The sequence below is a fragment of the Staphylococcus simulans genome (assembly GCF_047037175.1).
In the GTDB taxonomy this organism is placed as follows: Bacteria; Bacillota; Bacilli; order Staphylococcales; family Staphylococcaceae; genus Staphylococcus; species Staphylococcus simulans_C.
The window spans coordinates 2,031,983-2,055,837 of sequence record NZ_CP178241.1; the positions used below are offsets into that span (position 1 = coordinate 2,031,983).

Below are 23,855 nucleotides of genomic sequence, written 5' to 3' on the forward strand. Positions count from 1 at the left end.
CAAGAGACACTGCACACTACAATCAGTCATGCAGCTGCTCTTCAAACTAAGGGGGATTTTACTATGAGCAATAAAGAACAAGTGTTAAAAGAACTATTTCCAGAAGACATTATGAACATTTCAAAGGGATTAACAGAGGGAGAAGTCCAATTCTTAAAACAATTAGATGACTTATTAGAAAGCAAGTATCGCAAAGACATTAATCAACACTGGACAGAAGCAACCATCCCAGAAGGGTTCTTTGAAGACATGGGGAAATTACAATACTTCTCTAACCCTTTGCTTTTTGAGGGACGAGAAAATGCGAAAACGACAAGTCAACTCTTCCAATTCTTTATGTCTTACGTACTCGCACGCTTTGATGTTTCACTCGTCACATTATTAGGTGTCCATCAAGGTTTAGGTCATAACAGTTTCTTATTCGGAGGCAGTAAAGAACAAGTCGCAAAATACGTTCCAAAATTACAATCACATGAATTACGTACTTGCTTCGCACTCACAGAACCTGATCATGGTTCCGATGTAGCAGGCGGTTTAGAAACAGTAGCCGAAAAACACGGTGATAAATGGATTATTAATGGCTCTAAGAAGTGGATTGGCGGTGCGAATGTCGCAGATGTTATGCCAGTATTCGCAATCAACAAAGAAACAGGCAAACCTGCATGCTTTGTTGTACGTCCAGAACAAGCAGGCGTTGATATTGAAGTCTTACAACATAAAATCGCCTTGCGTATCGTGCCGAATGCCTTAATCACATTAAAAGATGTTGAAGTCAGTGAAGCAGATCGCCTCCAAAATATTAACAGCTTTAAAGATATCGCGAAGATTCTTTACTCAACACGTGCAGGTGTTGCCTATATGGCAACAGGCGGTATTGCTGGTACATTACGTGCGACTTTGGATTATGTGAAACAACGTAAACAATTCGGTCGTCCTATCAGCCAATATCAGCTCGTACAAGAAAAGATTGCGCTAATACAAGGGAACCTCGCACAAGCAATGGCAATGTGTGCAGAACTTGCGCGCATGCAAGAGCACGGAGAATATGATGAAGTTGCGACATCTGCCGCGAAGATGATGAATGCGTTGCGCTTTAGAGAATCAGCCGCAATGGGCCGCGGTATTACAGGCGGTAACGGTATTCTCGCTGGTGAATATGATATTGCCCGCTTCTTCTCAGACGCAGAAGCTGTCTACACTTATGAAGGCACACACGAAATCAATGCGTTAGTGATTGGTCGTGCTTTAACTGGAGAATCAGCCTTTGTCTAATACGTGCAGTTGAATAAAGTAAATCACTTTAAACAGGAGGAATGCATTATGACAATCAGAAAAGTAACAGTCTTAGGTGCTGGCACAATGGGTGCCCAACTTGCCGCAATGCTCGTCAATGCAGGCTTAAAAGTCAAACTCTTAGATATTGTAATAGATGAAAATGATCCGAATAAAATTTCAAGAAAAGCCTATGAAACAATTACAGATAAAAAGCGTCCCCTACTCTTTAACTTAGAGTCGGCCGATCATTTAACGTACGGTAACTTTCATGACGATTTAGAACATGATGATGCTGATTTATACCTGGAAGCCGTCAAAGAAGACTTAGCAATCAAACACCAAGTGTGGCAAGCCGTAACTGAATATGCGAAGTCTGATGCGTTATTCGCAACGAACACCTCAGGTATTCCAATCAATGCGATTGCTCAAACATTTAATGCAGAAGATAAAGCCCGTTTCTTCGGTCTTCATTTCTTTAACCCGCCACGCATTATGAAGCTGGTTGAAGTCATACCAGGTGAAACGACACGTAAGCAAGCGATTGAGGAAGTCAGCGCTTTTGCGCAAGATGTTTTAGGTAAAGGTGTTGTCATCGCAAATGATGTGCCAGGCTTTGTCGCAAACCGTGTTGGAACGCATTCTATGAATGACGTGATGTATCGTGCAGAACAACAAGGATTTTCCATTCCAGAAGTGGATGCGCTGACAGGTAAGGCTATCGGGCGTCCTAAAACAGGTACTTACGCCTTAACTGATTTAGTGGGACTAGATATCGCTGTATCTGTGATTAACGGCTTACAACAAGTACCAGAAGAAGCACCCTACTTCAAAGAAGCGAAGTTGCCTCAAACATTATATGAGGCAGGTGCATTAGGACGTAAAACCAAACAAGGATTCTATAAAAAAGATAAAGAGAAGAAACAGCGTCTTGTCTTTGATCCAGAATCAGGTGATTATCTTCCGGTTGAAACGCCTAAATTGCCTATCCTGGCAAAGTTCAATAAGGATTTGAAGCATAATTTAGATGTGATTTTTGAAGCGGATGATCCAGCAGGACAATTCTTATGGGAAACGTTGCGCAATAACTTTTACTATGCGGCACAAAATGTTCCTAAAGCCACTAAAGATTTCAGAGATATCGACCGTGCTTTAGTATGGGGATTCAATTGGAAACTCGGTCCATTCCAACTTTGGGATTTAATGGGATTCAACCGCGTGAAGACACGTATGGAAGATGAACTTGGAGACTTACCAGATTGGATTGATGACATCACAGATCACTTCTACCAAGAAGATGAGAGTATCGAAAATGTCACACCTGTTTCAGAATTTATAGATTCTGAGATTTGGAATCACCAAGATTCAAAACTCTCTATTGCTAATGGTAATCAGCTGTTATTGAAGCTGCAAAGTAAAAACAATGTCATTTCCAATGACTTCAATGATGACTTAGCTGAAGCGATAGACCTCTTAGAACAAGAAGATTATTCTAGTATGGTCATTTATGCTGATGGCAATAACTTCAGTGTCGGTGCGAATCTCTACCAAATGAAACAAGCTTATGAAGAAGATAGAATTGATGAAGAAATTTCAGAGGCCATTGAAAAGCTGCATTATACGTTCAACCGTTTAAAATACAGTTTGAAACCTATTGTCACTGCAGTACATGGCCGTGCTTTAGGCGGCGGTTGTGAACTTGTCCTATACTCTCCATTTGTCGTAGCCGCAAGTGAAACGTATATCGGATTAGTTGAAGCTGGCGTTGGTTTATTACCAAGCGGCGGCGGCTTAGCTGAAATGGCAGACCGTATCTTAAGTACGTCACATAAAGCAGATGACAAACAAGCTAGTATGTCTAAAGTATTGATGAATATTGGATTTGCGAAAGTTTCTACAAATGCGTATGAAGCAATCCGCTTAGGTTATTTACGTGAGACAGACACTGTGATTTTCAATAAAGAAAAGCGTGTTGAAATCGCATTGAAACGTGCACAGTACGAAGCAGAAACGAACTACATTCCAACACCTAAGCGTCAATATATTGCATTAGGTGAAGACTTTAAAGCGAATGCAGAAGGCCAACTAGATGCTCAAGTTAAGGGCCATTTCATCAGTCCGCACGATTACAATATCGCATTGCGTATTGCGACAGTGTTAGCTGGTGGCGACTTACCACGCAATACATTCGTGAATCAGCGTTATATTCAAACATTAGAAAAAGCGAACTTCATTGAACTCTTAAAAACAGAAAAGACTTATGAACGTATCAGTCACATGCTTGAAACAGGAAAACCATTACGTAATTAAAGTGAATTGATTAAGGAAGGGTGATGAGCATGAGAGAAGCATATATTGTAGCTTATGGACGTTCCGCAGTCGCCAAAGCAAAGCGTGGCGCTTTCGTCCATGAAAGACCAGATGATGTTGCCGCAAAAGTATTAAAAGGTGTCTTAGAACGTGTAGACGGGGATTTCAAACCTGACATGGTAGAAGATGTGATTGTCGGTTGTGCATTCCCAGAAGGCTTACAAGGCATGAATACCGCACGTACTATCGCACTACGTGCAGGATTGCCAGATACAGTACCTGGTCAGACTGTAAATCGTTATTGTTCTTCAGGACTTCAAACCATTGCGACAGCCGCAAATGAAATTATAGCCGGTCAAGGTGACGTGCTAGTTGCAGGCGGTATTGAATTCATGGGCGCTGTGCCTATGGGCGGTAATGAACCGACGAACAATCCTACACTCCAAAATGAAGACGTCGGGGTGTCTTATCCAATGGGACTAACAGCAGAAAACGTCGCAGAACAATACCAAGTATCTAGAGAAGACCAAGATCAATACGCTGTCGAAAGCCATCGCCGTGCTGCACAAGCACAATCTGAAGGCAAATTCGATGATGAAATTATTCCGATTGAAGTCAATACCGTTTCCTATACAGAACAAGGTCCTAAAGTCAGTCAAAAGCTATTCGATCAAGATGAATTTATTCGACCTGATACAAACGAGGAAGTATTAGCCACATTACCGACAGTCTTTAAAAGAGACGGGACTGTCACTGCAGGAACTTCTGCACCTATCTCAGATGGGACAGGATTTGTGGTCTTAATGTCAGGAGAGAAAGTGAAGGCCTTAGGCGTTACACCTATCGCAAAATTCGTCGGCTTTAAAGCGGTCGGTGTCGATCCGAAAGTTATGGGTATAGGTCCTGCTTATGCCATTCCAGAAGTATTATCTCTTACTAATCTAACACTAGATGATATGGACTTAATTGAGTTAAACGAAGCCTTTGCCTCACAAACCCTTGCGTCTATCAGAGAAACAAACTTAAATACTGAAATTACCAATGTGAACGGAGGCGCCATTTCCTTAGGCCACCCTCTCGGAGCAACTGGTGCTATTTTAACAGCACGCTTACTCTCAGAAATGAAGAAACGACCAGAAACAAAATACGGCATGGTCTCTATGTGTATTGGCGCAGGAATGGGTGCTGCAGGAATATTTGAATATGTGAGATAGATGATTGGGGATGAAGCGGACTGCATTTGCGGTTCGCTTTTTTTCTGTGGATAAACTTTTAATAAAAGTAAATATAGCAAAAACAGAATTGAGATCATAAATTCTCAACTCTGCTTAGTTTTTCATTATTCCAGTTCAATTATTATTTTCTTCTTTATTGTTGATAGCACCTAAAAGTGATTGTTTTTGCTCTTTAGTAAGCGTCATGCCTTCTAATGCAAGATAACTTACAACCTTCTTATTACTTTCCGAATCAAGTTCAAGCATCATAATCATCTCTATTTAAATATCAAACACCTCATACACTTGAGTTTATAACTTAAAACCGTATCACTTATGATAAGCTTCTGCGTATCAGATAGTGATGCGGTTTCTAAAAATACTCAGACTCTCCTATAACTATATAATACGTCCAAAAAATTCTTACAATTACTATTTTTTTAATCAGTTTAGTTCCATCTTGCAATCAAAACTAAAGATTGTTGGTTAAATAATCAAAATTATATATAATTTCATCAAGACTTTTGGACCTATTAATTACTTTATAAAATTTGCTATCATTATACCTATCGTCTATTTTTAATAAATAGTAGTTTGTCATTTTTCTATATTCTGGCTTCACAATTACATATCCATTTTTTTCATTTAATATATTATAATACTCTTCTAAATCATGTTGATTGATCCGAAATAGTAAATCATCAACAGGCATTTTCAAGACAAAAATAGATCTTATAATATGAAGAAATAATAATATGATATTAAAAATCATTAAAATATTATTTAAGTAAATTGATGTTTCGTTTAAATATATAAACTTGCCATTATTAATAAGTACTAGGGCGAGAAAGTAATAAATCCAATACTTTGTAAATATTGAAATATATATATTAATAAGTCTATTAATTGCAGACATGTAATTAATAGAGCCCTTAGTTCCATCTACATATTCTTTATCTGGTGGGACAAATCTATTCATATTAAGCTTATCGAAAATTATAATAATAATAAAAATCAAGAAAAAAATAATTAATGTACATAATAATATATGATTATACACTAAAGAAAATGCATATAATATTTTAAATTTAAACTCTTCATCTATAAAACTTATTAATTTGTCAATCGGAATATTCAAAAACCACATAATAAGTAAAATACCAAAAATCACATAATGTAACGGTATTGAAAACCTTTCTTCAATATCCTTTTTGAATTTTTTGTAATGAGTCATTAGATTTATAGAATTCATCACAATTAAACCTCCTTATTAAGATACAAATAATATTTTTTAAATATAAATCCCACTCTGTAAAATACAATATAAAAAAATAAAGTTATAAGGATGTCAAAAAATTCATCACATCGGAATCATCAATTTTATTTTTTATTGGTATCGAATTTAATATTGATGCTCTATGTCGGTAATTTTTGTTATTCATTCTTGAATCCAATATTGTCAATAATCCTCTATCTTTTGATGTTCTGATCAATCTACCGGTACCTTGTTTAAACTTCATAATCATCTCTGGTACTAATACTTGTTCACTATCACCCAGTAATTCAATCTTTCTTTGTATTACTGGGTCAGGAACTGGAAATGGTAATCTTACTATTATAAGTGATGTTAAATGTTTCTCTTTCAAATCTATCCCTTCCCAAAACACTCCTGTACCTAATATTATTCCATGTGTTTTTTTGAAGTTTTGAATTATTTCATTTTGACTTACTTCGCCGTTATCTAAATAAAGACACTTTTGGATATTTAGCTTTTTTAACTCATTAGATACAAATGAAATATCTTCTTTGGCCGTAAATAAAACCATTGTACCTCCAGGGTTATGTATTGATACATTGTAAATATGCTTTGCTATTTCTTTATAGTATTCATTATCTCGCTTATTATGATTTGGCAATTGCGAAGGAATGTATAACCTACTTTCATCATATGGAAACTCATTTTTTTCGACATTTTCATGGTAGCCATTAAATCCTATACTTTCTATTATATAGTTATATCCGTCCATCTCACTAGAATCACTTGTAATCGTTGCTGAAAAGCAAGCAACTATATTATCACCATTAAATAAAGTTTTATTTAATATTTTAGAGGGGTTGCTAGGACAATACGATATTCTAATTTGATTATTAAATAACATTTCACTCCATATAACATAATTATCATCATTTGTAGCTATAATTTCTAATGCTTTTATAATATTTTCTATTTCATCTAATTCATTATCATTCACTTTTTGTTTTCTAATAAAAGTATCTAAACTTTTTAATTCAAGCATGCTTTTTAACTCTTCTAAATTTTCTATTAACTTATCCAAGTTAATAATATTACTTTTATTAATCTGTATTCTTCCACTATTGATAACTTGATTACTTTCATACATATTGTGAGACTTTATATAAGTTAACTGGCTATTAAACCAACTCTTTAACTCACTCACACATTCAAAATCGTGTTTATTTCCGTTAACCTTATTTATTGCTCTTTTTAAAGTACTAATACAATAAGAAGATTTAATACTTGTAGTGTACGCAGCACGCTGGTTTTCTTCCAAATTATGTACTTCATCAATTATAATCATACAAGGATTTTCATAAATTATTCCCTTTTTACCTGTCTTTTTGTTTTTATAATGTTGTAAAAGTAGGTTTTGATTAACAATTATTACTTTTGGTTTAGACCCTTTAAGTCTAATATGATTATTTCCTTTTACCATTTGATTTCTCATTTTCAAAAAAGAGCAATCTTTACTATGAATACATTTTTCATATATACATCTATCAGTGCTAATATCATCCCAATCTATCGGTAAATTATTTACTTCTTGCTTAGTCAAACCTCGATTAGCAATATCTAATGCTATATTTAACTTTTCAGATTTTAAATTATCGTGGATTTTTCTAAAACAAGGATAATTTGTAATCCCTTTGCCAACTATACAATCAATATCAAGGTTAAGTATATTTTCTACTTTTTTTATATCACTAGATAATTGTTCAGTTAATTGAATAGTTGAACTAGCAACAATAAGTGGTTTATTAGTAGCCATTGAAATTATAATCCCCGGTATTAAGTAGCCAAATGATTTGCCAATACCTACTTGTGCTTCTACAATAACATTTTCATGCTTTTCAAAAGCTTCACCAACGCTATACATAAGATTCTCTTGACCTTCCCTAGTCTCCATTCCCATTTTACTCATATTTTGTATTGCTTTATCAATTTCTTGATAAATCCTCTGATAATTCACAGACACACCCCCCGGAACTTAAGTTCTTATATTATACCACAAAAAGAACCTATGTTCCCTATGAATATTTATATTTCAATAGAGTATAATTAAAAGAAAATGAAGAAATGAGTGATCTGATGAACAGCAATTGGGGGCGTGAATTGCAATCAATAATTGGAAATATGGATACGAAAGATGTAAAAGATGTGATGAATCAAGCAAGTAAACCTTATGAGGAATTAGATAGCAATCACAACAATCGTAATAAAGAAAATTACACATTGAACCTCAATGATATAATTAAACTTGAAGTAGAACGTATTTATTACACCCATCATACAGATGACGAAAATATACCAAAAAAATGGGAAGATCATGATTTATTTGTGTCAACTAAAACTAACTTTTCAGCAAATTTCAAAAAGTTTTGTCTTGCACTAGGCATTGATTCTGAAAACTTTAAAATTGGAAAATCCTATGCATTTAAATCTGAAAGTAAATCTGTTATACATGATATATTGTTAAACAACTCTAAGTATATACACTTTTTAAAAAACGGAGTCAATAAAAAAGATTTGGAATATACAAATAAAATTAATGAAAATCTTTTTTATTTTATTAAAACTGAAGTTACAGACTTTGTTGATTACGAAACGGCAATGACAAATTATTATTTATATTTCTTAGTCAATTCAAACATTGAAATCGGTATAAAATCTAAAATTATTGATATACTAACAGCTCCAGATGTGAATAGTTCACAAAAATTAGATTTAATGGATTACTATCTTGATGAATTAGCTGAACTTAGCGACGAAGTTAATTCAAAATTAGCTACATATCAATCTTATAACTACAATGATTATCTAAAGCAAGAGCACCGTGTCCAAATTGATGTAAACCTTGCGAAGTATTTAACTAACAAAGAAACTCAAGCATCTGCCCCGAAAGACTTAATAATTAGATTATTAAATCAAAGTGAGTTAGTCGAATCTCCAGTGTACACCAAAGAAAATCGCAACAAACTTATCTCTGAATTAAAAAAAGCTTTAAATTATCATTTAAATAAGGACATCAATGGAAAAAATAACCTTGATGATTCTGAATATTTTTATATCAAGTCAAAATAGTAACCATCATTATAGAAGTGCCGATGAAAATTGGTACTTCTTTTTTTGTCAATATATTTCTTCAAAATTTTTGTCTGGAATTTTCAAGTCTATTTTACAGACTTACTCTTCACACTATTACCTATATAGTTATATATGTATTCGGCCGATACACAAATTAATACATTCGGAGGTAAATAATTATGAAGTACGAAGGTGAAGATTTTAACGAACTTAAAAGAAGACGTTTAGGTGCTGCTTTCAATCTAGATGAAGACACTACATTCACATTTCATGACTTAAATGTAAAAACGGACATTACATGTTCAACTGAAGTACAACAAGACGTGGGTCGTTGGTTTGCATATTTTGTAAAGCACGCGCCAAATGTTCCATTTGTCATTATTGGTAAAAATAGTAGCGGGAATTTAATTTACCGTAAAACAGGATCGAATCCAATGCGTCACAAAAATAACTGGAAAGGAGGTGGGTTCTAATGAACCCTTCAAACTTACCTTTCAAACTTGGGAATGCGATTTTGACAATGGTCGGTTGGTTTTTAATTATCCCTGCCAAGAAAAATGAAGATGATGATAAAAAAGTTTTCATATCAAGCCCCATTGTTATAACAGCAAGATTCATAGATCCAGAGACTAAAGTTGAAAAAATTATTTTATCAGATTTTAATAATACCGAACTAATTGAAGAGGCTGACATTCTGTCATCACAAAAGCTTCCAAGCATTATCAAATTTGGATTCAATATAAATGAAAAATATGTCAGAGATTTAGGGTTTATACTTCAACAAATGCGAGCTAAAACTCCTGTATCATCAATGTATCAAGGTGTTGGTGTAATTAACACTGAAAACTACCCTATCATATCGTTGGATGAACCTTATGTATCTAAAAAGATACAGCGTTCCTTAAATGAAGAAATCCTATGCGATATACAATACGATCTACAACCTAAAGGCACTTTTGAAGGCTGGTGGAAAATGTATCTTGATGAAGTAAAAGGGAACTTGTTACTGGAGCTCGCAGTGATTTTTGGTGTTTCATCATTAGTCATAGCCTACCTTAAAAACTTACATGAAATTGAGTTTTCCGGTACCATCTATAGTTTCCGAGGTCAATCCTCTTCAGGTAAGACTTCGGCTGCTACTCTAGCCGTCTCTATATGTGGTAACCCTAATAAAGGAAGCAAAAGTTTGTTCCGATCTTGGAACGGTACACCTAATGCCTTAGAAGCTTATATAAATAATAATTATGGCGTGCCTATCGTCTTAGACGAACTTTCTACTTCTAGATTGGGTCAATTCACTGAGATTTTGTATAGTCTATCTGAAGGGCAAGGTCGTCAACGTGCAAATATTCATGGAGGTATTAAACCCATCAAACAATCAGGTACGTCAATCATCAGCACATCAGAATTTAGTATATTCAATAAATCTGCACGTAATGATGGTTTGAATGTACGTACAATCGAAATATCTGAAGCCTTTACGACAAGCGCTGACAATGCAGATGCCATTAAAAAAGGCATATCAGCGAATTATGGTCATGTCATGCCCTTAGTAGCTGAGTATCTACTCAATCGTGAACAAGAAGTCATACAATGGTTCCGCACTGAGCACCAATGGTTCAAAACACGACTAGAAAATGAAACCAGCAATACAGGTATTCGCATGTTCAAGCGATACGCAACAATAACGACATCAGCCCGCATATTGGAACGTGTAATCGCAACCCCAATCGATTTGGACGCAGTTAGAGAATACTTAGTGAATTATCATTCAGATTCAGTAAATGAAAGGTCTCTCGCTGATAAATCAGTCGAAACTATTGTTCAGTTTGTGGCACAGAATAGAGGCAAATTTTCTGAAGATAATAAACTATCAACGATGACAGAAAATTATGGACTTATTGAACTCAAAGATGGTCACATTCAAGTCAAGATGCTTAAAGATGTTTTTAAACACATGTTAGAAGAAAACCAATATCAAGATGTACAAAATGTCGTCAATGCGCTACGAGATAAAGGACATATTCAATCTGACCGTAACCGAAAAACGACCAAACGGAGTGTCAAGGATGCTCAAGGAAAATCTAGGAGTATTGTATTCTATCATCTTAAATTGGATAAAGAACTTGCCCCTATTTTTGGCTTAAGTTCCAATACAGAAACTTTCACATCACCGCAATTTGATGGTAATACAAATCCAGATTTGCTTAATAATTTTATTAAACAAGCGAAAGAAAAAGAAGCAAGTGACGATTTAGAAATATAAATTTGAATATTATACCGCTACAACGCTCTATGCGTTGTAGCTCATTAAATCAACTGGAGGAATTAACTATGAATGTAATTGTATTAGCACATAATATTACAGACGAAAGATCTGAAGTTTTAGAAAGTATGCCAATTGATGACATTAAATCATTCTGTAAATCAAATGGTTGTAAAATTACAAAATATTATGACGACGATATCCAATTAATAAATGACATTAAACTTAAAAACATCAAACCTAAACGTATTGTCTTTTGGGGCATTTATGAAGATTATCCTGAATTGTATAGACTCTGCTCAAAGCGAAAAATTGAATTCATTACAATATTTCCAATGTTGGTATAACACTTTTATTACTATCATAATCAATTGGGAGGAATAATATGGACGAATTAATCACATTACTCGCTGATTTAGTGATTGAAGAAATTAATCACGCTGATGACTAAAGTTAATGCCCAACGCCTGATGGCGTTGGGCATATGCATAAATTCGTTCATAAATATATATTATCAATGTGGAAGGAGGAAATACGATGAAACAAGCAATAGGTTACTTACGACAGAGCACTACAAAGCAACAATCCCTAGCAGCACAGAAACAAGCCATCAAGACATTAGCTGAAAAACACAATATTCAACACATCACATTTTATAGCGATAAGCAATCAGGACGCACTGATAAGCGGAATGGTTATCAACAAATTACTGAACTGATTCAACAAGGACAATGTGACGTACTATGTTGCTATCGTCTGAATCGACTTCATCGTAATCTAAAAAATGCATTAAAACTCATGAAATTATGTCAAAAATACCATGTTCATATCTTAAGCGTTCATGATGGCTATTTTGATATGGATAAAGCATTCGATCGGCTCAAACTCAATATTTTCATCAGCTTGGCCGAACTAGAATCCGATAATATAGGCGAACAAGTCAAAAATGGAATCAAAGAAAAAGCGAAACAAGGTAAAATGATTACAACACATGCACCCTTTGGGTATCAATATCATAATGGTACTTTCACGATAGACACAGTAAAAGCACCAACAATAAAAGCTGTATTCAGTTATTATCTTCAAGGCTATGGTTATAAAAAAATTGCACAGTACTTAGAAGCTGACGAGAAATTCATCAATCGTAAACCCTATCAAGTACGTAATATTATCATGAACCCCAATTATTGTGGTCGAGTCATTAATCAATACGGGCAATATGACAACATGTGTCCTTCTATTGTTTCGACAAGTATATATGAACAAGCTCAAGCGATACGATCACAAAAGCAACTCAAACGGACATCATCAGCTAATCAACTCAAACAAAAAATCAAATGTCCTTATTGTGGTTCAACGTTGACTAATATAACCATTAGAAAAAAGCACCGTACATTACGTTATTATGTCTGTCCACAAAATATGAATGCATCTCGTTTTGTCTGTGAATTCAAAGGAATCAACGCACAATCATTAGAAGCGAGTGTCTTAGCTACATGTCAAGACTTCTTTCAAAATCAACAGTTGTATTCAAAAATCAACCATACAATTCAACAACGACTCAAAAAACAAAGGATGCATGATACTAGTAACACATTAACTCAGGAAAAGCTTATTGAAAATTTAGCACAAGGAAAAATTGATGTAGAAACATTCAGAGAACAGTCCCAATCAATTAATCTACAGAATAAACCTATACAAGCAATAAGTGATATTCGTATAAAAGCATCACTACAAAAGGTTATACAGAAAAGTTTCACGTTAAACATGCTGAATCCCTATATTGATGAAGTTCGCATTACAAAAAACAAAGCCCTTGTTGGGATCTATTTCAAAAATGAACCATTGAACATTGTGAACCAAACCTCGCAATCATCGATTGTTTAATCAGAAAGGATGAAAAAATCATGCAACAACTCAAACAAAAACGTGTCGGTATCTATGTTCGTGTATCAACGGAAATCCAAAGTACTGAAGGTTATAGTATCGATGGACAAATCAATCAAATCAAAGAATATTGTAACTTTCATCATTTCGAGGTCAAAGATATATACGCCGATCGTGGTATATCAGGAAAGTCTATGAACCGTCCTGAACTTCAACGTATGTTACATGATGCAAATGAGGGTCTCATCGATTGTGTCATGGTATATAAAACAAATCGACTCGCACGTAATACATCAGACTTACTCAAAATTGTTGAAGACCTTCATCGTCAAAATGTCGAATTCTTCAGCTTATCTGAACGTATGGAAGTCAATACTTCTTCTGGTAAGCTCATGTTACAAATACTTGCGAGCTTCTCAGAATTCGAACGTAATAACATTGTCGAGAATGTATTCATGGGCCAAACCAGACGTGCACAAGAAGGCTACTATCAAGGGAATTTGCCACTAGGATATGACAAAATACCTGATAATAAACACGAACTGATGATTAATCAACATGAAGCGAATATCGTGAAATATATATTCGAATCTTATGCCAAAGGACATGGTTATCGTAAAATTGCCAATGCCCTCAATCACAAAGGATATGTTACTAAAAAAGGTAATCCTTTTAGCATCAATTCAATAACCTATATTTTAGTCAATCCATTCTACATTGGTAAAATTCAATTTGCGAAGTACAAAGATTGGAATGAAAAGCGACGTAAAGGACTGAATGATAAACCTATTATAGCTGATGGTAAACACCCTCCTATTATTAGTCAAGAATTATGGGATAAAGTCCAATCACGCAAAAAACAGGTCAGTCAAAAACCTCAAGTTCATGGGAAAGGAACCAATTTATTAACAGGTATTATTCACTGTCCACAATGTGGTGCACCAATGGCAGCTAGTAACACAACGAACACATTGAAAGATGGTACCAAGAAGCGAATACGTTATTATTCTTGTAGTAACTTTCGCAACAAAGGATCAAAGGTATGTTCAGCCAATAGTGTTAGAGCTGATGTTATCGAAAAGTATGTTATGGATCAAATACTCGAAATAGTCAAAAGTGATAAAGTTATCAAACAAGTTGTCGAACGTGTTAATCAAGAAAATCAAGTCGATGTAGCTGCGCTCAATCATGATATTGCTTATAAACAACAACAATTTGATGAAATTAACACTAAACTTAAAAATCTAGTTCAAACCATCGAAGACAATCCAGACTTAACATCTGCACTCAAACCAACCATTCATCAATATGAAACACAACTCAATGACATTACAAACCAAATGAATCAACTAAAGCAGCAACAAAATCAAGAGAAACCATCTTATGATACGAAACAAATCGCTCTCCTATTACAACGAATATTTCAAAACATAGAATCCATGGATAAATCACAACTCAAAGCATTATACCTTACGGTCATTGATCGTATCGATATTCGTAAAGATGGTAATCATAAAAAGCAATTCTATGTCACACTCAAGCTCAATAATGAGATTATTAAACAACTTTTCAATAATACTCAGCTCGACGAAGTGCTTCTCAGCACTTCGTCTTTGTTTTTGCCTCAAACTCTTTACCTTAAAATCTAATAAAAAAAGCAAGATGCATTTATGCACCTTGCCTATCACTTATCTTCATCATATTCAAATGGAAACCTGTATAGATCGTCCATCAAACGCTGTCTTTTTTCGTCTAGTTTTGGGATATCCTCCTCATCTGCAATAGCTTCATCATAATTCAAACCTAATGCATTGAGAGCATCTTCAAAATCCATATCTTTTTCCTGCATGTAAAACCAAACTCTATCAGTAATGTATATTCCATCATGTAAATGATAACCATCAATGGAACCATTCATATCATACTTCAAGTCATCATCTGAATAATAACCATATTTACTAAAACTTACCACTAGCTTCAACTCCTTTGACTTTCACTTTATATTACACCAAAAGTCAAAGTTAGTCAAAGTTAAATTATATGTATTTCAACTTATTTTCTCAGTGTCCTTTCGTCATTCAATAACACCCATCTAACGAACCTTTTCAACATACTAACAAGTCACAACTCAATGTGAAGCTTATATTGTATGACGAAAGAACATCCCAAAATAAAATATGAACGGGATAGCAATGGGATTGGATAACTTCATGTAGGAGAAGGATTACGCAAGCGTAATCCCGAAATCCCATTATTATTTATAGATAAATAATATAAAAAGAAAAAATAAGTCGTAATTACATCTACATATCCAAATGATATATAAATATATAGCTATATTTCCCGAGAAATGAGCGGGATAACGGGATTTCCTTGTCATATCAACAATTGTGACGACTTTCTATTGGAATCTTTTCTGTATTTCAGTGGGATTTCTAGGCGAAACAAATGGTATTTCAAACTTATATTATCAAAATGATGTATCACATGCATACATCCATCAAACACATTAGGAGGTCATAATGATGACACTAGAACAACAACTCAAGCATTATATAACCAACTTATTCAATCTGCCAAAGGAAGAAAAATGGGAATGTGAATCCATCGAGGAAGTCGCTGATAATATCCTACCTGACCAATATGTAAGGCTTGGTCCACTTAGTAATAAAATACTTCAAACCTATACCTACTACTCTGACACACTTCACGAAAGCAATCTCTATCCTTTCATTCTCTACTATCAGAAACAGCTCATAGCCATCGGTTATATCGACGAAAATCACGATATGGATTTCTTATACCTACACAACACTATCATGCCTCTTTTGGATCAACGATACTTACTAACAGGAGGACAATAATATGCATAAATACATCAAAATTACACAATTAGTCATTACAATACTAAGTGAAATCATCATTTGGATGAAAGAGTCAGAACGAAAGGAAGTCTCTTATGAATAGATATATCACCCGGGGTATCGCCAACAACTTACCTAATATCTTACAACACCAATTATGGCAACTCGTATCTGAGCGAGAACAAGAACAAACCAAAGATAATACTTCAGTAGATTATTTTCATATATTCCAGTTCAATAAACATCGCAATCAATTATATATCAAACACAAACAAGAACGACCAGCGTATGTGAAAACTCAAAAGGCAAATATCAATCAACCTATCAATATCAATAAGGTCTACATTATCCGTGAAGATGATGTAGGCCTTTCTTATTATGTCATGTTATTACCAAATGAATATTAAGGAGATAAAATCAATGGAAAATATCACAAATACACTTGTCACTACTGCAATATTTGACGAAAAGAGAACTCACCGCTACTTACTAACAAAGACATGGGACAGTGAAAAACAAACACTTACAATCATCACGATGTATCCGCACTATGATGGCATTATCAATATTGACCTAACAACCCAACTCATTATGAACAAAGTTTCAGAAATGGATGCATTTGGGTCCATCTATTTTGTGAATCTATACTCTAATATTACAACACCTATCAATCTCAAACATTTAGAAGAAAATGCTTATGATAATCATACAAATATTCAAATTATGAAAGCAGTGAAAGAATCAGATGAAGTGATATTAGCATGGGGTGCTTACGCTAAAAAGCCCGTTGTTGAAGCACGTGTTAATGAAGTATTAGAAATGTTGAAACCACATAAGAAGAAAGTGAAACAACTCATGAACCCAGCAACCAATGAAATCATGCACCCCCTTAATCCGAAAGCACGTCAAAAATGGACATTGAAATAAAAGGGGATTATCTATGAACCATGAAACCACACAATCAGATTGGCATACGGTTGCTAGTTGCTTAGCATCACAAGATTACGTTTCAATAGTAAAAGGACTAGTACATCATTTTACAGCGATGGAAGATGAGGAAATACTTGATAAAATCTATAACGATTTTATGTATGATGACTCTATAACAACGGTACTTAACAATGATTTACAGACAATTATTAACCATTACCTATCAAAGTGAACATTATACTAATTATAATAAAAACAGAGCATCCTTCACTTTACGGTGAGGGATGCTCTTATTACTGTTTTTTTTATTTTAATCTCTGATAATATAGAAGTAGAGAACTTCAACTTTTTATCTACTAAAGGAGATATACATAATGAATGAATATAAAAGACACCACCAAACATCAATCAACGTCCAAAAACAAGCAAATCTTATTTGGAACGTTGCAGACATTTTAAGAGGATTATATAAACCCCATGAGTATGGGAAGGTCATCTTACCAATGACAGTCATTAAGCGTCTTCATGATACGTTACTAAAAACGCGAGACGAAGTTCTTAAGACCGCAGAAAGTACCCAATCAATGAATGACGTGATGCGAGAACACCTTTTGAAGAACGCTTCAGGGTATTCATTTTATAATACAAGCTTATATACTTTTGAAACATTACTCGCAGACCCAGCAAATATTGAATCGAACTTTAGAGCTTATCTCAACGGTTTCTCTGAAAACATGCAAGATATTCTCGATAACTTTAAGTTTGATGTTGAAATTACGACAATGGCAGATAATGATGCGCTATTTTATGTAATTCAAGAATTTAACAAGGCAGATGCATATCTAGGTCCAGACAAGATGACGAGCACCGATATGGGATACGTGTTCGAGGAGCTTGTCCGAAAATTTTCAGAAAGTTACAACGAAGAAGCAGGAGCGCACTTTACAAGTAGAGATATTATTTATCTTATGACTGATTTATTGCTCATCGAAGATAAAGATACTTTGTTTAAAGATCATGTATTTAAAACAGTTTACGATCAGACAATGGGAACTTCTCAAATGCTCTCAGCAATGACAGAACGCATTCACGATATGAATGATACTGCAGAGGTAGCTACATTTGGGCAAGAGCTAAACCCAGAAACTTATGCTATTGCTAAAGCAGATACAATGATTCGTGGTGGAGATCCAGGGAACATGGCACTCGGAAGTACTCTAACTAACGATCAGTTTGAAGGGTTTACGTTTGATTATTGTATCTCCAACCCACCATTTGGTGTCGATTGGAAGAAAGATCAAAAATCAGTAAAAACAGAACACGAACTTGGTGAACTCGGTCGTTTTGGAGTTGGTTTGCCTCGAATTAGTGACGGACAGTTACTATTTCAACTCAATGGAATTTCAAAATTAAAAGAAACTGGGCGTATGGCAATTATTCACAACGGTTCTGCCTTATTCTCTGGAAATCCAGGTGCTGGCGAGAGTTTAATTCGTCAGTACGTAATTGAAAATGATTGGTTAGAGGGCATAATCCAACTTCCTAATGACTTATTCTACAATACAGGAATTGCGACATATATTTGGATTATTACTAAAAATAAATCTCCAGAACGTCAAGGAAAAGTTCAACTTGTTGATGCGTCTAATATGTATGAAAAACGTCGTAAAAATATTGGTGAAAAAAGAGTAGATATTTCTGAAGAATGTAGAGAATTAATTGTTCAAGCTTATGGAGAGTTTGATAATAAAGAATATCATCTTGGAGATAAAACAGTAGAATCAAAAATCTTTAAGAACGCCTCATTCGGATTTACTAGAGTCACGATTGAACGTCCACAACGAGACGAAAACGGTGATATCGTTTATAAGAAGAATGGAAGTATGAGTGTAGACGCGAGCCTTAGAGATACAGAAGATATTCCGTTAACAGAAGATATTAACGAATATTTTGAACGTGAGGTATTGCCGTTTAGTTCAGAGGCATGGGTGGATCGTAAAAAAGATAAGGTTGGCTATGAAATTCCCTTTACGCGACTTTTCTATAAGTACACAGCACCAGAGCCATCAGAAGTCATTGCTGAACGCATCAAAAAATTAGAGGAATCAATTGTCGCAAACTTCCAAGCACTATCAGGGAAGGATGTGGAAAATGTTGACTAGGAAAATGAAGGATAGTGGAATTAAGTGGATTGGGGAAATACCAGAAGATTGGGAAATTAGAAAGCTAAAGTATACACTTGAAGAAAGAAACGAAAAGAATAATCCAATAATTACTGATAATATTTTATCATTATCAGTCGAAAGAGGAATCTTTCCTTATGCAGAAAAGACTGGTGGCGGAAATAAATCCAAGTCGGATCTAACAGCCTATAAAGTAGCTCATCCAAATGATATTGTGATTAACAGTATGAATATATTAGCGGGTGCAGTAGGACTATCTCGATACACGGGTGTTGTTAGTCCCGTGTATTATACGTTATACACAACTTCGGAAGAAATTAATATAACTTATTACTATTATTTATTTCGAACAAGAGAGTTCCAACGAAGTCTTTTAGGTTTAGGCAATGGAATAATGATGAGAGAGTCATCTACAGGTAAATTGAATACAATTAGAATGAGAATACCTATGGATAAATTAGCTGGTTTATTGCTTCCCCTACCTCCTAGGAGAGTTCAAGACTTAATTGTCAAGAGTTTAGCAAAAGACATAAAAGTTGTAAATAAATTAATAAATCAGACCGAACAATCCATCAAAGAACTAAAAAAATACAAACAATCACTAATCACCGAAGCAGTTACAAAAGGTCTCGACTCAACTGTCGAAATGAAAGATAGTGGTATTGAACCAATGATGAATGTACCAAAACATTGGAAAATAAATAAAATTAAATATCTTTTTGAATTATATCGAGGTTTAAACATTACTAAAAAAAATTTAATAGATACAGGTATTCCCGTAATCAATTATGGTGAAATTCATTCAAAATACGGTTTTCATTTTGATTTACGATATGATGTCGTACAAAAAGTAGACTCTCACTATCTCGAATATAAAAATTCACTTATTAACCAGGGAGATTTTATATTTGCTGATACTTCAGAAGATATTGAAGGTTCGGGTAATTTCACATGTTACCTTAATGAAGAAATGTGTTTTGCAGGATCTCATACTATAATCTTAAAATCAAAAAAGTTTATAAATTATTTTTATTTCTCTTATTTATTTGAGTCTCTACTGTTTCGCTCTCAAATCCAGAAAAAAGTAGAGGGAATTAAGGTTTATAGCATTACACAAAGAATATTAAAATCTTTGATTCTATTTGAACCACCAGCAAAAGAACAAGAACAAATCGTCCAATATTTAGATAATAAAATTTCTACTATCGATAGACTCATTGAAGATAAAACAAAGGTCATTGCAGAGTTAGAGAATTATAAGAAATCATTAATTTACGAGTATAGCACAGGTAAAAAAGAACTGTAAGGAGTGATATCCGTGATAAAAAATAGGGAAATTAATTTTGAACAAGATATAGAAGCAAGTCTAGTTCAGTACGGAGGATGGGAATCTGTGCGATTTCAAGATACTCATTACGATGCAAATATCGCACTTGACCCCACAGTATTATTAGAATTTGTAAAACAAACGCAACCCAAAAATTGGAAGCGGTATGTAGCCATTTATCGTACTGATGCAGAACAGAAATTTTTAAAACGGCTAAATGAAGAAATCACAACTCACGGTATCTTACATGTCCTTCGTAAAGGTATCAGAGATAGAGGAGTCTCTTTTAAAGTTGTTTACTTTCAACCTGCATCATCTTTAAATACAGAAAATATAAAAAATTATGAAGCTAATCGTTTTCAATGTGTGCGACAATTTCAATATAGTAATAAGCATAGAAGCACTATTGATATGGTGTTAATGATTAATGGGATTCCTCTTGTTGCATTAGAACTTAAAAATCAATATACAGGTCAAAATGTGGAACATGCGAGATTACAATTTGAACAAGATAGAGATCCACGAGAATTAATTTTTCAATTTAATACTCGTTTTCTAGTATATTTCGCTGTAGATCATTTAAATGTGTTAATGACAACAAAACTTGCAAAAAACAGAACTTACTTTCTTCCTTTTGACCAGGGATCTAACGGTCCTGGTCATGTCGGAGGCGTAGGAAACCCACCAAATCCTGATGGATATCCGACTTCTTATTTATGGGAGAGTGTACTCACAAGTCATCAGTTATTGGATATTATTGAACGATTTATGAATTTAGAAGAAAAAAAGAAACTACTGATTTTTCCACGTTATCACCAACTGGATGTTGTGAAAAAATTAGTATCAGATACTCAGCATCATGGTCCTGGAAAGAATTATCTCATTCAACATTCTGCTGGTTCGGGTAAGTCTAATAGTATTGCTTGGTTGGCATACCATCTTGCTTCCTTGCATAATGACGAGGATCAGCCGATTTATTCATCGATCATTATTGTTACAGACCGTACTGTTTTAGATCGCCAACTTCAAAATACATTAATGAGTTTCGAACATACCACTGGGCAAGTCGAAACTATTGGAGATAATAAAACTTCTCAAGATTTAAAAATAGCTATAGATGACCAAAAGAAAATTATTATTACTACATTACAGAAGTTCCCAGTAATTTATGATGAGATAAATAATACAGCTAGTAGAAGTTTTGCGATTTTAGTCGATGAAGCGCATTCTTCTCAAACAGGGAGTAGCGCGCAAAAACTAAAACATGCGTTAGCAGACAAAGAAGCTTCTTTAAAAGAATACCAAGAATTTGAAGAAAGCGTTGAAAATCAATCGTTAGATGACCAAGATCAAATTGTTCAAACATTACTGTCCCAAGGTCAACATGACAACTTAAGTTTTTTTGCTTTTACGGCTACACCGAAAGAGAAAACGATTGAAATGTTTGGAACAAAACAAGCAGATGGGTCCTATCATCCATTTCATATTTATAGTATGAGACAAGCCATTGAAGAAGGATTTATTCTTGACGTTTTACAAAATTATATGACATACAATACTTCCTATAAAATTGCGAAATCGATTGAAGAAGACCCGGAATTGCCAAAAACAGAAGCAGTTCGAGCTATCGCTAAATATCAATCTCTTCATCCTTGGGTGCTTAGACAAAAAGCCGAGATTATGATTGAACAATTTAGATCAGTGACACAAAAAGCAGTCCAAGGTAGAGGAAAGGCAATGATTGTGACAGCTTCACGACTCCACGCCGTACGGTATATGCAAGAGTTCAAAAAGTACATCAAAGAAAAAGGATACACGGATATGGATGTATTAGTCGCTTTTTCAGGTACTGTAGAAGATGATGGAATTGAATATACAGAGCCGAAGATGAACTTAACGCAATCTGGAGAACGTATCCAAGAAAATCAACTGAAAGAAGCATTTCATAGTGAAGACTTTAATTTATTAATTGTCGCAGAAAAATACCAAACGGGATTTGACGAACCTTTACTTCATACAATGTTTGTCGATAAGAGATTACGCGGAGTAAAGGCAGTCCAAACATTGTCTCGCCTCAATCGTACTATGCCTGGAAAAACAGATACTTTTGTTCTTGATTTTATAAATACAGCAGAAGAAATATATGAAGCATTTCAACCTTTTTACGAAGCAACTTCTCTAAAAGAAGAAATTAATATTAATTTAATTTATGATACACAGAGTAAACTCCGTAAATTCCATATATACAATGATGATGACATTCAAACAGTAATGAAATTAAATCTTCAAGCAAAACAAAAGCAAAATGATCAATTACTTGGTCGATTGAGTAGCGTGTTACGCCCCGTTATTAGTAGATACAGTGATCTTCCAGAAGATGTTCAATACGATTTCAGAGTTACACTAAGGAACTTCAACAAATGGTATAACTATATCGCCCAAATTGACCGTACTTTCGACAAAGAGTTACTAGAAGAAAATATTTTTACTGGTTTCTTATTAAAATTTATTCCTAAAAAACAACGCAACTATATCGATATTGAAGACAAAGTAAAGTTAGAATACTATAAATTGCAGGAAGATTTCAAAGGAGATATAGCACTCGTCAATGAAGATATGAAAAGTGGGCAATTGGCTCACCCTTCAGAAGTGAATGCAGCGGTTGGACCTGAAGAAGAATACGATTCTTTAAATGAAATTATACACAAAATCAATGAACGTTTCCCAGATGATTTTACTCAAGGCGATAAGGTGCTCGTTAAAAATATGCGAGAAACATTGATGAATAATACGGACGCGAAACTCGTAAACATGGCTCAAAACAATAGCGAGGAAATGTTTGCCAATAGCTTATTCCAGCAACAATTCCAAGACTTCTTGATTGATCAATATAATCAAGGAGAAGCTGCATACTCTAAAATGTTCAGCAATAATAGAGAGTTTTATGATACCGTGTATCAACTACTAGCGAAAGATTATTACAGATGGTTAAGATCACAAAAAGCAGATAACTTTGCTTAAATTAATTATTTTTAAACTAACTTAAAGATTGTTTGCAGTCTTTAAGTTAGTTTTTTATAAATTTTTAATTTAGCTGTAGGCTCTCATCCTAAGTTCACTTTCATGCGATATGTTTTTTTAATATTTACTCCTTCTAAATTTTCTAATTATTCTAACAACTGTGGTATGTATGCCTCTAGTTTCTTATCCATTGATAT

The 23,855-nt window shown here is 34.3% G+C and carries 20 protein-coding genes; 16 read left to right on the forward strand and 4 right to left on the reverse strand.

What is annotated here, in order from left to right; translation table 11 throughout:
• Positions 1–63 precede the first annotated feature (63 nt).
• The 3 genes from ACFCT9_RS09830 to ACFCT9_RS09840 are packed head-to-tail and all read left to right on the forward strand — an operon-like array spanning position 64 to position 4,796.
• Positions 64–1,272, forward strand: coding sequence for an acyl-CoA dehydrogenase family protein (locus ACFCT9_RS09830; protein ID WP_412518977.1), 1,209 nt, complete (start codon positions 64–66; stop codon positions 1,270–1,272).
• 48 nt (positions 1,273–1,320) lie between these two features.
• Complete coding sequence (locus tag ACFCT9_RS09835) at positions 1,321–3,582, forward strand: 3-hydroxyacyl-CoA dehydrogenase/enoyl-CoA hydratase family protein (protein WP_412518979.1); 2,262 nt, start codon at positions 1,321–1,323, stop codon at positions 3,580–3,582.
• A 29-nt stretch (positions 3,583–3,611) separates the two neighbouring features.
• Positions 3,612–4,796 carry a thiolase family protein gene (locus ACFCT9_RS09840; protein ID WP_412518981.1) on the forward strand — a complete coding sequence of 395 codons (1,185 nt, stop codon included), beginning with the start codon at positions 3,612–3,614 and terminating at the stop codon, positions 4,794–4,796.
• A gap of 135 nt (positions 4,797–4,931) precedes the next feature.
• Here ACFCT9_RS09840 and ACFCT9_RS09845 read toward each other — a convergent pair whose 3' ends face one another.
• The 3 genes from ACFCT9_RS09845 to ACFCT9_RS09855 all read right to left on the reverse strand — a co-directional run bounded on the left by ACFCT9_RS09845 (position 4,932) and on the right by ACFCT9_RS09855 (position 8,065).
• The gene (locus ACFCT9_RS09845) at positions 4,932–5,066 is read right to left on the reverse strand and encodes a hypothetical protein (protein WP_412518983.1); all 135 of its coding nucleotides are present in this window, start codon (positions 5,064–5,066) and stop codon (positions 4,932–4,934) included.
• A 202-nt stretch (positions 5,067–5,268) separates the two neighbouring features.
• On the reverse strand, positions 5,269–6,048 hold the full coding sequence (locus ACFCT9_RS09850) for a hypothetical protein (RefSeq protein WP_213017850.1): 780 nt from the start codon (positions 6,046–6,048) through the stop codon (positions 5,269–5,271).
• Positions 6,049–6,133: 85 nt separating this feature from the next.
• The gene (locus tag ACFCT9_RS09855; RefSeq protein ID WP_204194915.1) at positions 6,134–8,065 is read right to left on the reverse strand and encodes an ATP-dependent DNA helicase; all 1,932 of its coding nucleotides are present in this window, start codon (positions 8,063–8,065) and stop codon (positions 6,134–6,136) included.
• A 119-nt stretch (positions 8,066–8,184) separates the two neighbouring features.
• Between ACFCT9_RS09855 and ACFCT9_RS09860 the strand changes: the two genes are divergently transcribed.
• From ACFCT9_RS09860 to ccrB, 6 genes are all read left to right on the forward strand, one after another.
• A complete protein-coding gene (locus ACFCT9_RS09860; RefSeq protein ID WP_310797022.1) occupies positions 8,185–9,177 on the forward strand; it encodes a hypothetical protein in 993 nt (330 codons plus the stop codon).
• A gap of 182 nt (positions 9,178–9,359) precedes the next feature.
• On the forward strand, positions 9,360–9,653 hold the full coding sequence (gene ssb / locus ACFCT9_RS09865; protein ID WP_412518985.1) for a cassette chromosome ssDNA-binding protein: 294 nt from the start codon (positions 9,360–9,362) through the stop codon (positions 9,651–9,653).
• Complete coding sequence (cch1, locus tag ACFCT9_RS09870) at positions 9,653–11,446, forward strand: cassette chromosome replicative helicase (protein ID WP_412518987.1); 1,794 nt, start codon at positions 9,653–9,655, stop codon at positions 11,444–11,446. The genes ssb and cch1 overlap by 1 nt, the downstream gene beginning before the upstream one ends.
• A gap of 68 nt (positions 11,447–11,514) precedes the next feature.
• The gene (locus tag ACFCT9_RS09875) at positions 11,515–11,793 is read left to right on the forward strand and encodes a hypothetical protein (RefSeq protein ID WP_412518988.1); all 279 of its coding nucleotides are present in this window, start codon (positions 11,515–11,517) and stop codon (positions 11,791–11,793) included.
• A 190-nt stretch (positions 11,794–11,983) separates the two neighbouring features.
• The gene (gene ccrA, locus ACFCT9_RS09880; RefSeq protein WP_412518990.1) at positions 11,984–13,333 is read left to right on the forward strand and encodes a cassette chromosome recombinase CcrA; all 1,350 of its coding nucleotides are present in this window, start codon (positions 11,984–11,986) and stop codon (positions 13,331–13,333) included.
• A gap of 20 nt (positions 13,334–13,353) precedes the next feature.
• Entirely contained in the window at positions 13,354–14,982 is a 1,629-nt protein-coding gene (ccrB, locus tag ACFCT9_RS09885) for a cassette chromosome recombinase CcrB (protein WP_248313711.1), read from the forward strand.
• A gap of 35 nt (positions 14,983–15,017) precedes the next feature.
• Here ccrB and ACFCT9_RS09890 read toward each other — a convergent pair whose 3' ends face one another.
• Positions 15,018–15,305: a hypothetical protein gene (locus ACFCT9_RS09890; RefSeq protein WP_412518992.1), complete on the reverse strand. Its 288-nt coding sequence runs from the start codon at positions 15,303–15,305 to the stop codon at positions 15,018–15,020.
• Positions 15,306–15,858: 553 nt separating this feature from the next.
• On the opposite strand from ACFCT9_RS09890, the gene ACFCT9_RS09895 reads away from it, so the two are divergent.
• The 7 genes from ACFCT9_RS09895 (at position 15,859) to ACFCT9_RS09925 (ending at position 23,658) form a co-directional block, all read left to right on the forward strand.
• Entirely contained in the window at positions 15,859–16,197 is a 339-nt protein-coding gene (locus tag ACFCT9_RS09895; protein ID WP_053464901.1) for an SAUGI family uracil-DNA glycosylase inhibitor, read from the forward strand.
• Between the two features lie 95 nt (positions 16,198–16,292).
• Positions 16,293–16,604 carry a DUF960 family protein gene (locus tag ACFCT9_RS09900; protein ID WP_107519034.1) on the forward strand — a complete coding sequence of 104 codons (312 nt, stop codon included), beginning with the start codon at positions 16,293–16,295 and terminating at the stop codon, positions 16,602–16,604.
• A 13-nt stretch (positions 16,605–16,617) separates the two neighbouring features.
• Complete coding sequence (locus ACFCT9_RS09905; protein ID WP_031797623.1) at positions 16,618–17,124, forward strand: DUF1643 domain-containing protein; 507 nt, start codon at positions 16,618–16,620, stop codon at positions 17,122–17,124.
• A gap of 13 nt (positions 17,125–17,137) precedes the next feature.
• A complete protein-coding gene (locus tag ACFCT9_RS09910) occupies positions 17,138–17,359 on the forward strand; it encodes a hypothetical protein (RefSeq protein WP_031838347.1) in 222 nt (73 codons plus the stop codon).
• A 142-nt stretch (positions 17,360–17,501) separates the two neighbouring features.
• Positions 17,502–19,289 (forward strand): type I restriction-modification system subunit M, encoded by a 1,788-nt coding sequence (locus ACFCT9_RS09915; protein ID WP_217865754.1) that lies wholly within the window; start codon positions 17,502–17,504, stop codon positions 19,287–19,289.
• Positions 19,279–20,616 (forward strand): restriction endonuclease subunit S, encoded by a 1,338-nt coding sequence (locus tag ACFCT9_RS09920; RefSeq protein WP_412518994.1) that lies wholly within the window; start codon positions 19,279–19,281, stop codon positions 20,614–20,616. The genes ACFCT9_RS09915 and ACFCT9_RS09920 overlap by 11 nt, the downstream gene beginning before the upstream one ends.
• A gap of 12 nt (positions 20,617–20,628) precedes the next feature.
• Positions 20,629–23,658 carry a type I restriction endonuclease subunit R gene (locus ACFCT9_RS09925; protein ID WP_412518995.1) on the forward strand — a complete coding sequence of 1,010 codons (3,030 nt, stop codon included), beginning with the start codon at positions 20,629–20,631 and terminating at the stop codon, positions 23,656–23,658.
• Positions 23,659–23,855 lie beyond the last annotated feature (197 nt).

Bases quoted from the DNA above. Each gene is read 5' to 3' on its own strand.
- ACFCT9_RS09830 (WP_412518977.1), top strand. From the start codon at position 64: ATGAGCAATAAAGAACAAGTGTTAAAAGAACTATTTCCAGAAGACATT.
- ACFCT9_RS09835 (WP_412518979.1), top strand. From the start codon at position 1,321: ATGACAATCAGAAAAGTAACAGTCTTAGGTGCTGGCACAATGGGTGCC.
- ACFCT9_RS09840 (WP_412518981.1), top strand. From the start codon at position 3,612: ATGAGAGAAGCATATATTGTAGCTTATGGACGTTCCGCAGTCGCCAAA.
- ACFCT9_RS09845 (WP_412518983.1), bottom strand. From the start codon at position 5,066: ATGATGCTTGAACTTGATTCGGAAAGTAATAAGAAGGTTGTAAGTTAT.
- ACFCT9_RS09850 (WP_213017850.1), bottom strand. From the start codon at position 6,048: ATGAATTCTATAAATCTAATGACTCATTACAAAAAATTCAAAAAGGAT.
- ACFCT9_RS09860 (WP_310797022.1), top strand. From the start codon at position 8,185: ATGAACAGCAATTGGGGGCGTGAATTGCAATCAATAATTGGAAATATG.
- ssb (WP_412518985.1), top strand. From the start codon at position 9,360: ATGAAGTACGAAGGTGAAGATTTTAACGAACTTAAAAGAAGACGTTTA.
- cch1 (WP_412518987.1), top strand. From the start codon at position 9,653: ATGAACCCTTCAAACTTACCTTTCAAACTTGGGAATGCGATTTTGACA.
- ACFCT9_RS09875 (WP_412518988.1), top strand. From the start codon at position 11,515: ATGAATGTAATTGTATTAGCACATAATATTACAGACGAAAGATCTGAA.
- ccrA (WP_412518990.1), top strand. From the start codon at position 11,984: ATGAAACAAGCAATAGGTTACTTACGACAGAGCACTACAAAGCAACAA.
- ccrB (WP_248313711.1), top strand. From the start codon at position 13,354: ATGCAACAACTCAAACAAAAACGTGTCGGTATCTATGTTCGTGTATCA.
- ACFCT9_RS09895 (WP_053464901.1), top strand. From the start codon at position 15,859: ATGACACTAGAACAACAACTCAAGCATTATATAACCAACTTATTCAAT.
- ACFCT9_RS09900 (WP_107519034.1), top strand. From the start codon at position 16,293: ATGAATAGATATATCACCCGGGGTATCGCCAACAACTTACCTAATATC.
- ACFCT9_RS09905 (WP_031797623.1), top strand. From the start codon at position 16,618: ATGGAAAATATCACAAATACACTTGTCACTACTGCAATATTTGACGAA.
- ACFCT9_RS09910 (WP_031838347.1), top strand. From the start codon at position 17,138: ATGAACCATGAAACCACACAATCAGATTGGCATACGGTTGCTAGTTGC.
- ACFCT9_RS09915 (WP_217865754.1), top strand. From the start codon at position 17,502: ATGAATGAATATAAAAGACACCACCAAACATCAATCAACGTCCAAAAA.
- ACFCT9_RS09920 (WP_412518994.1), top strand. From the start codon at position 19,279: ATGTTGACTAGGAAAATGAAGGATAGTGGAATTAAGTGGATTGGGGAA.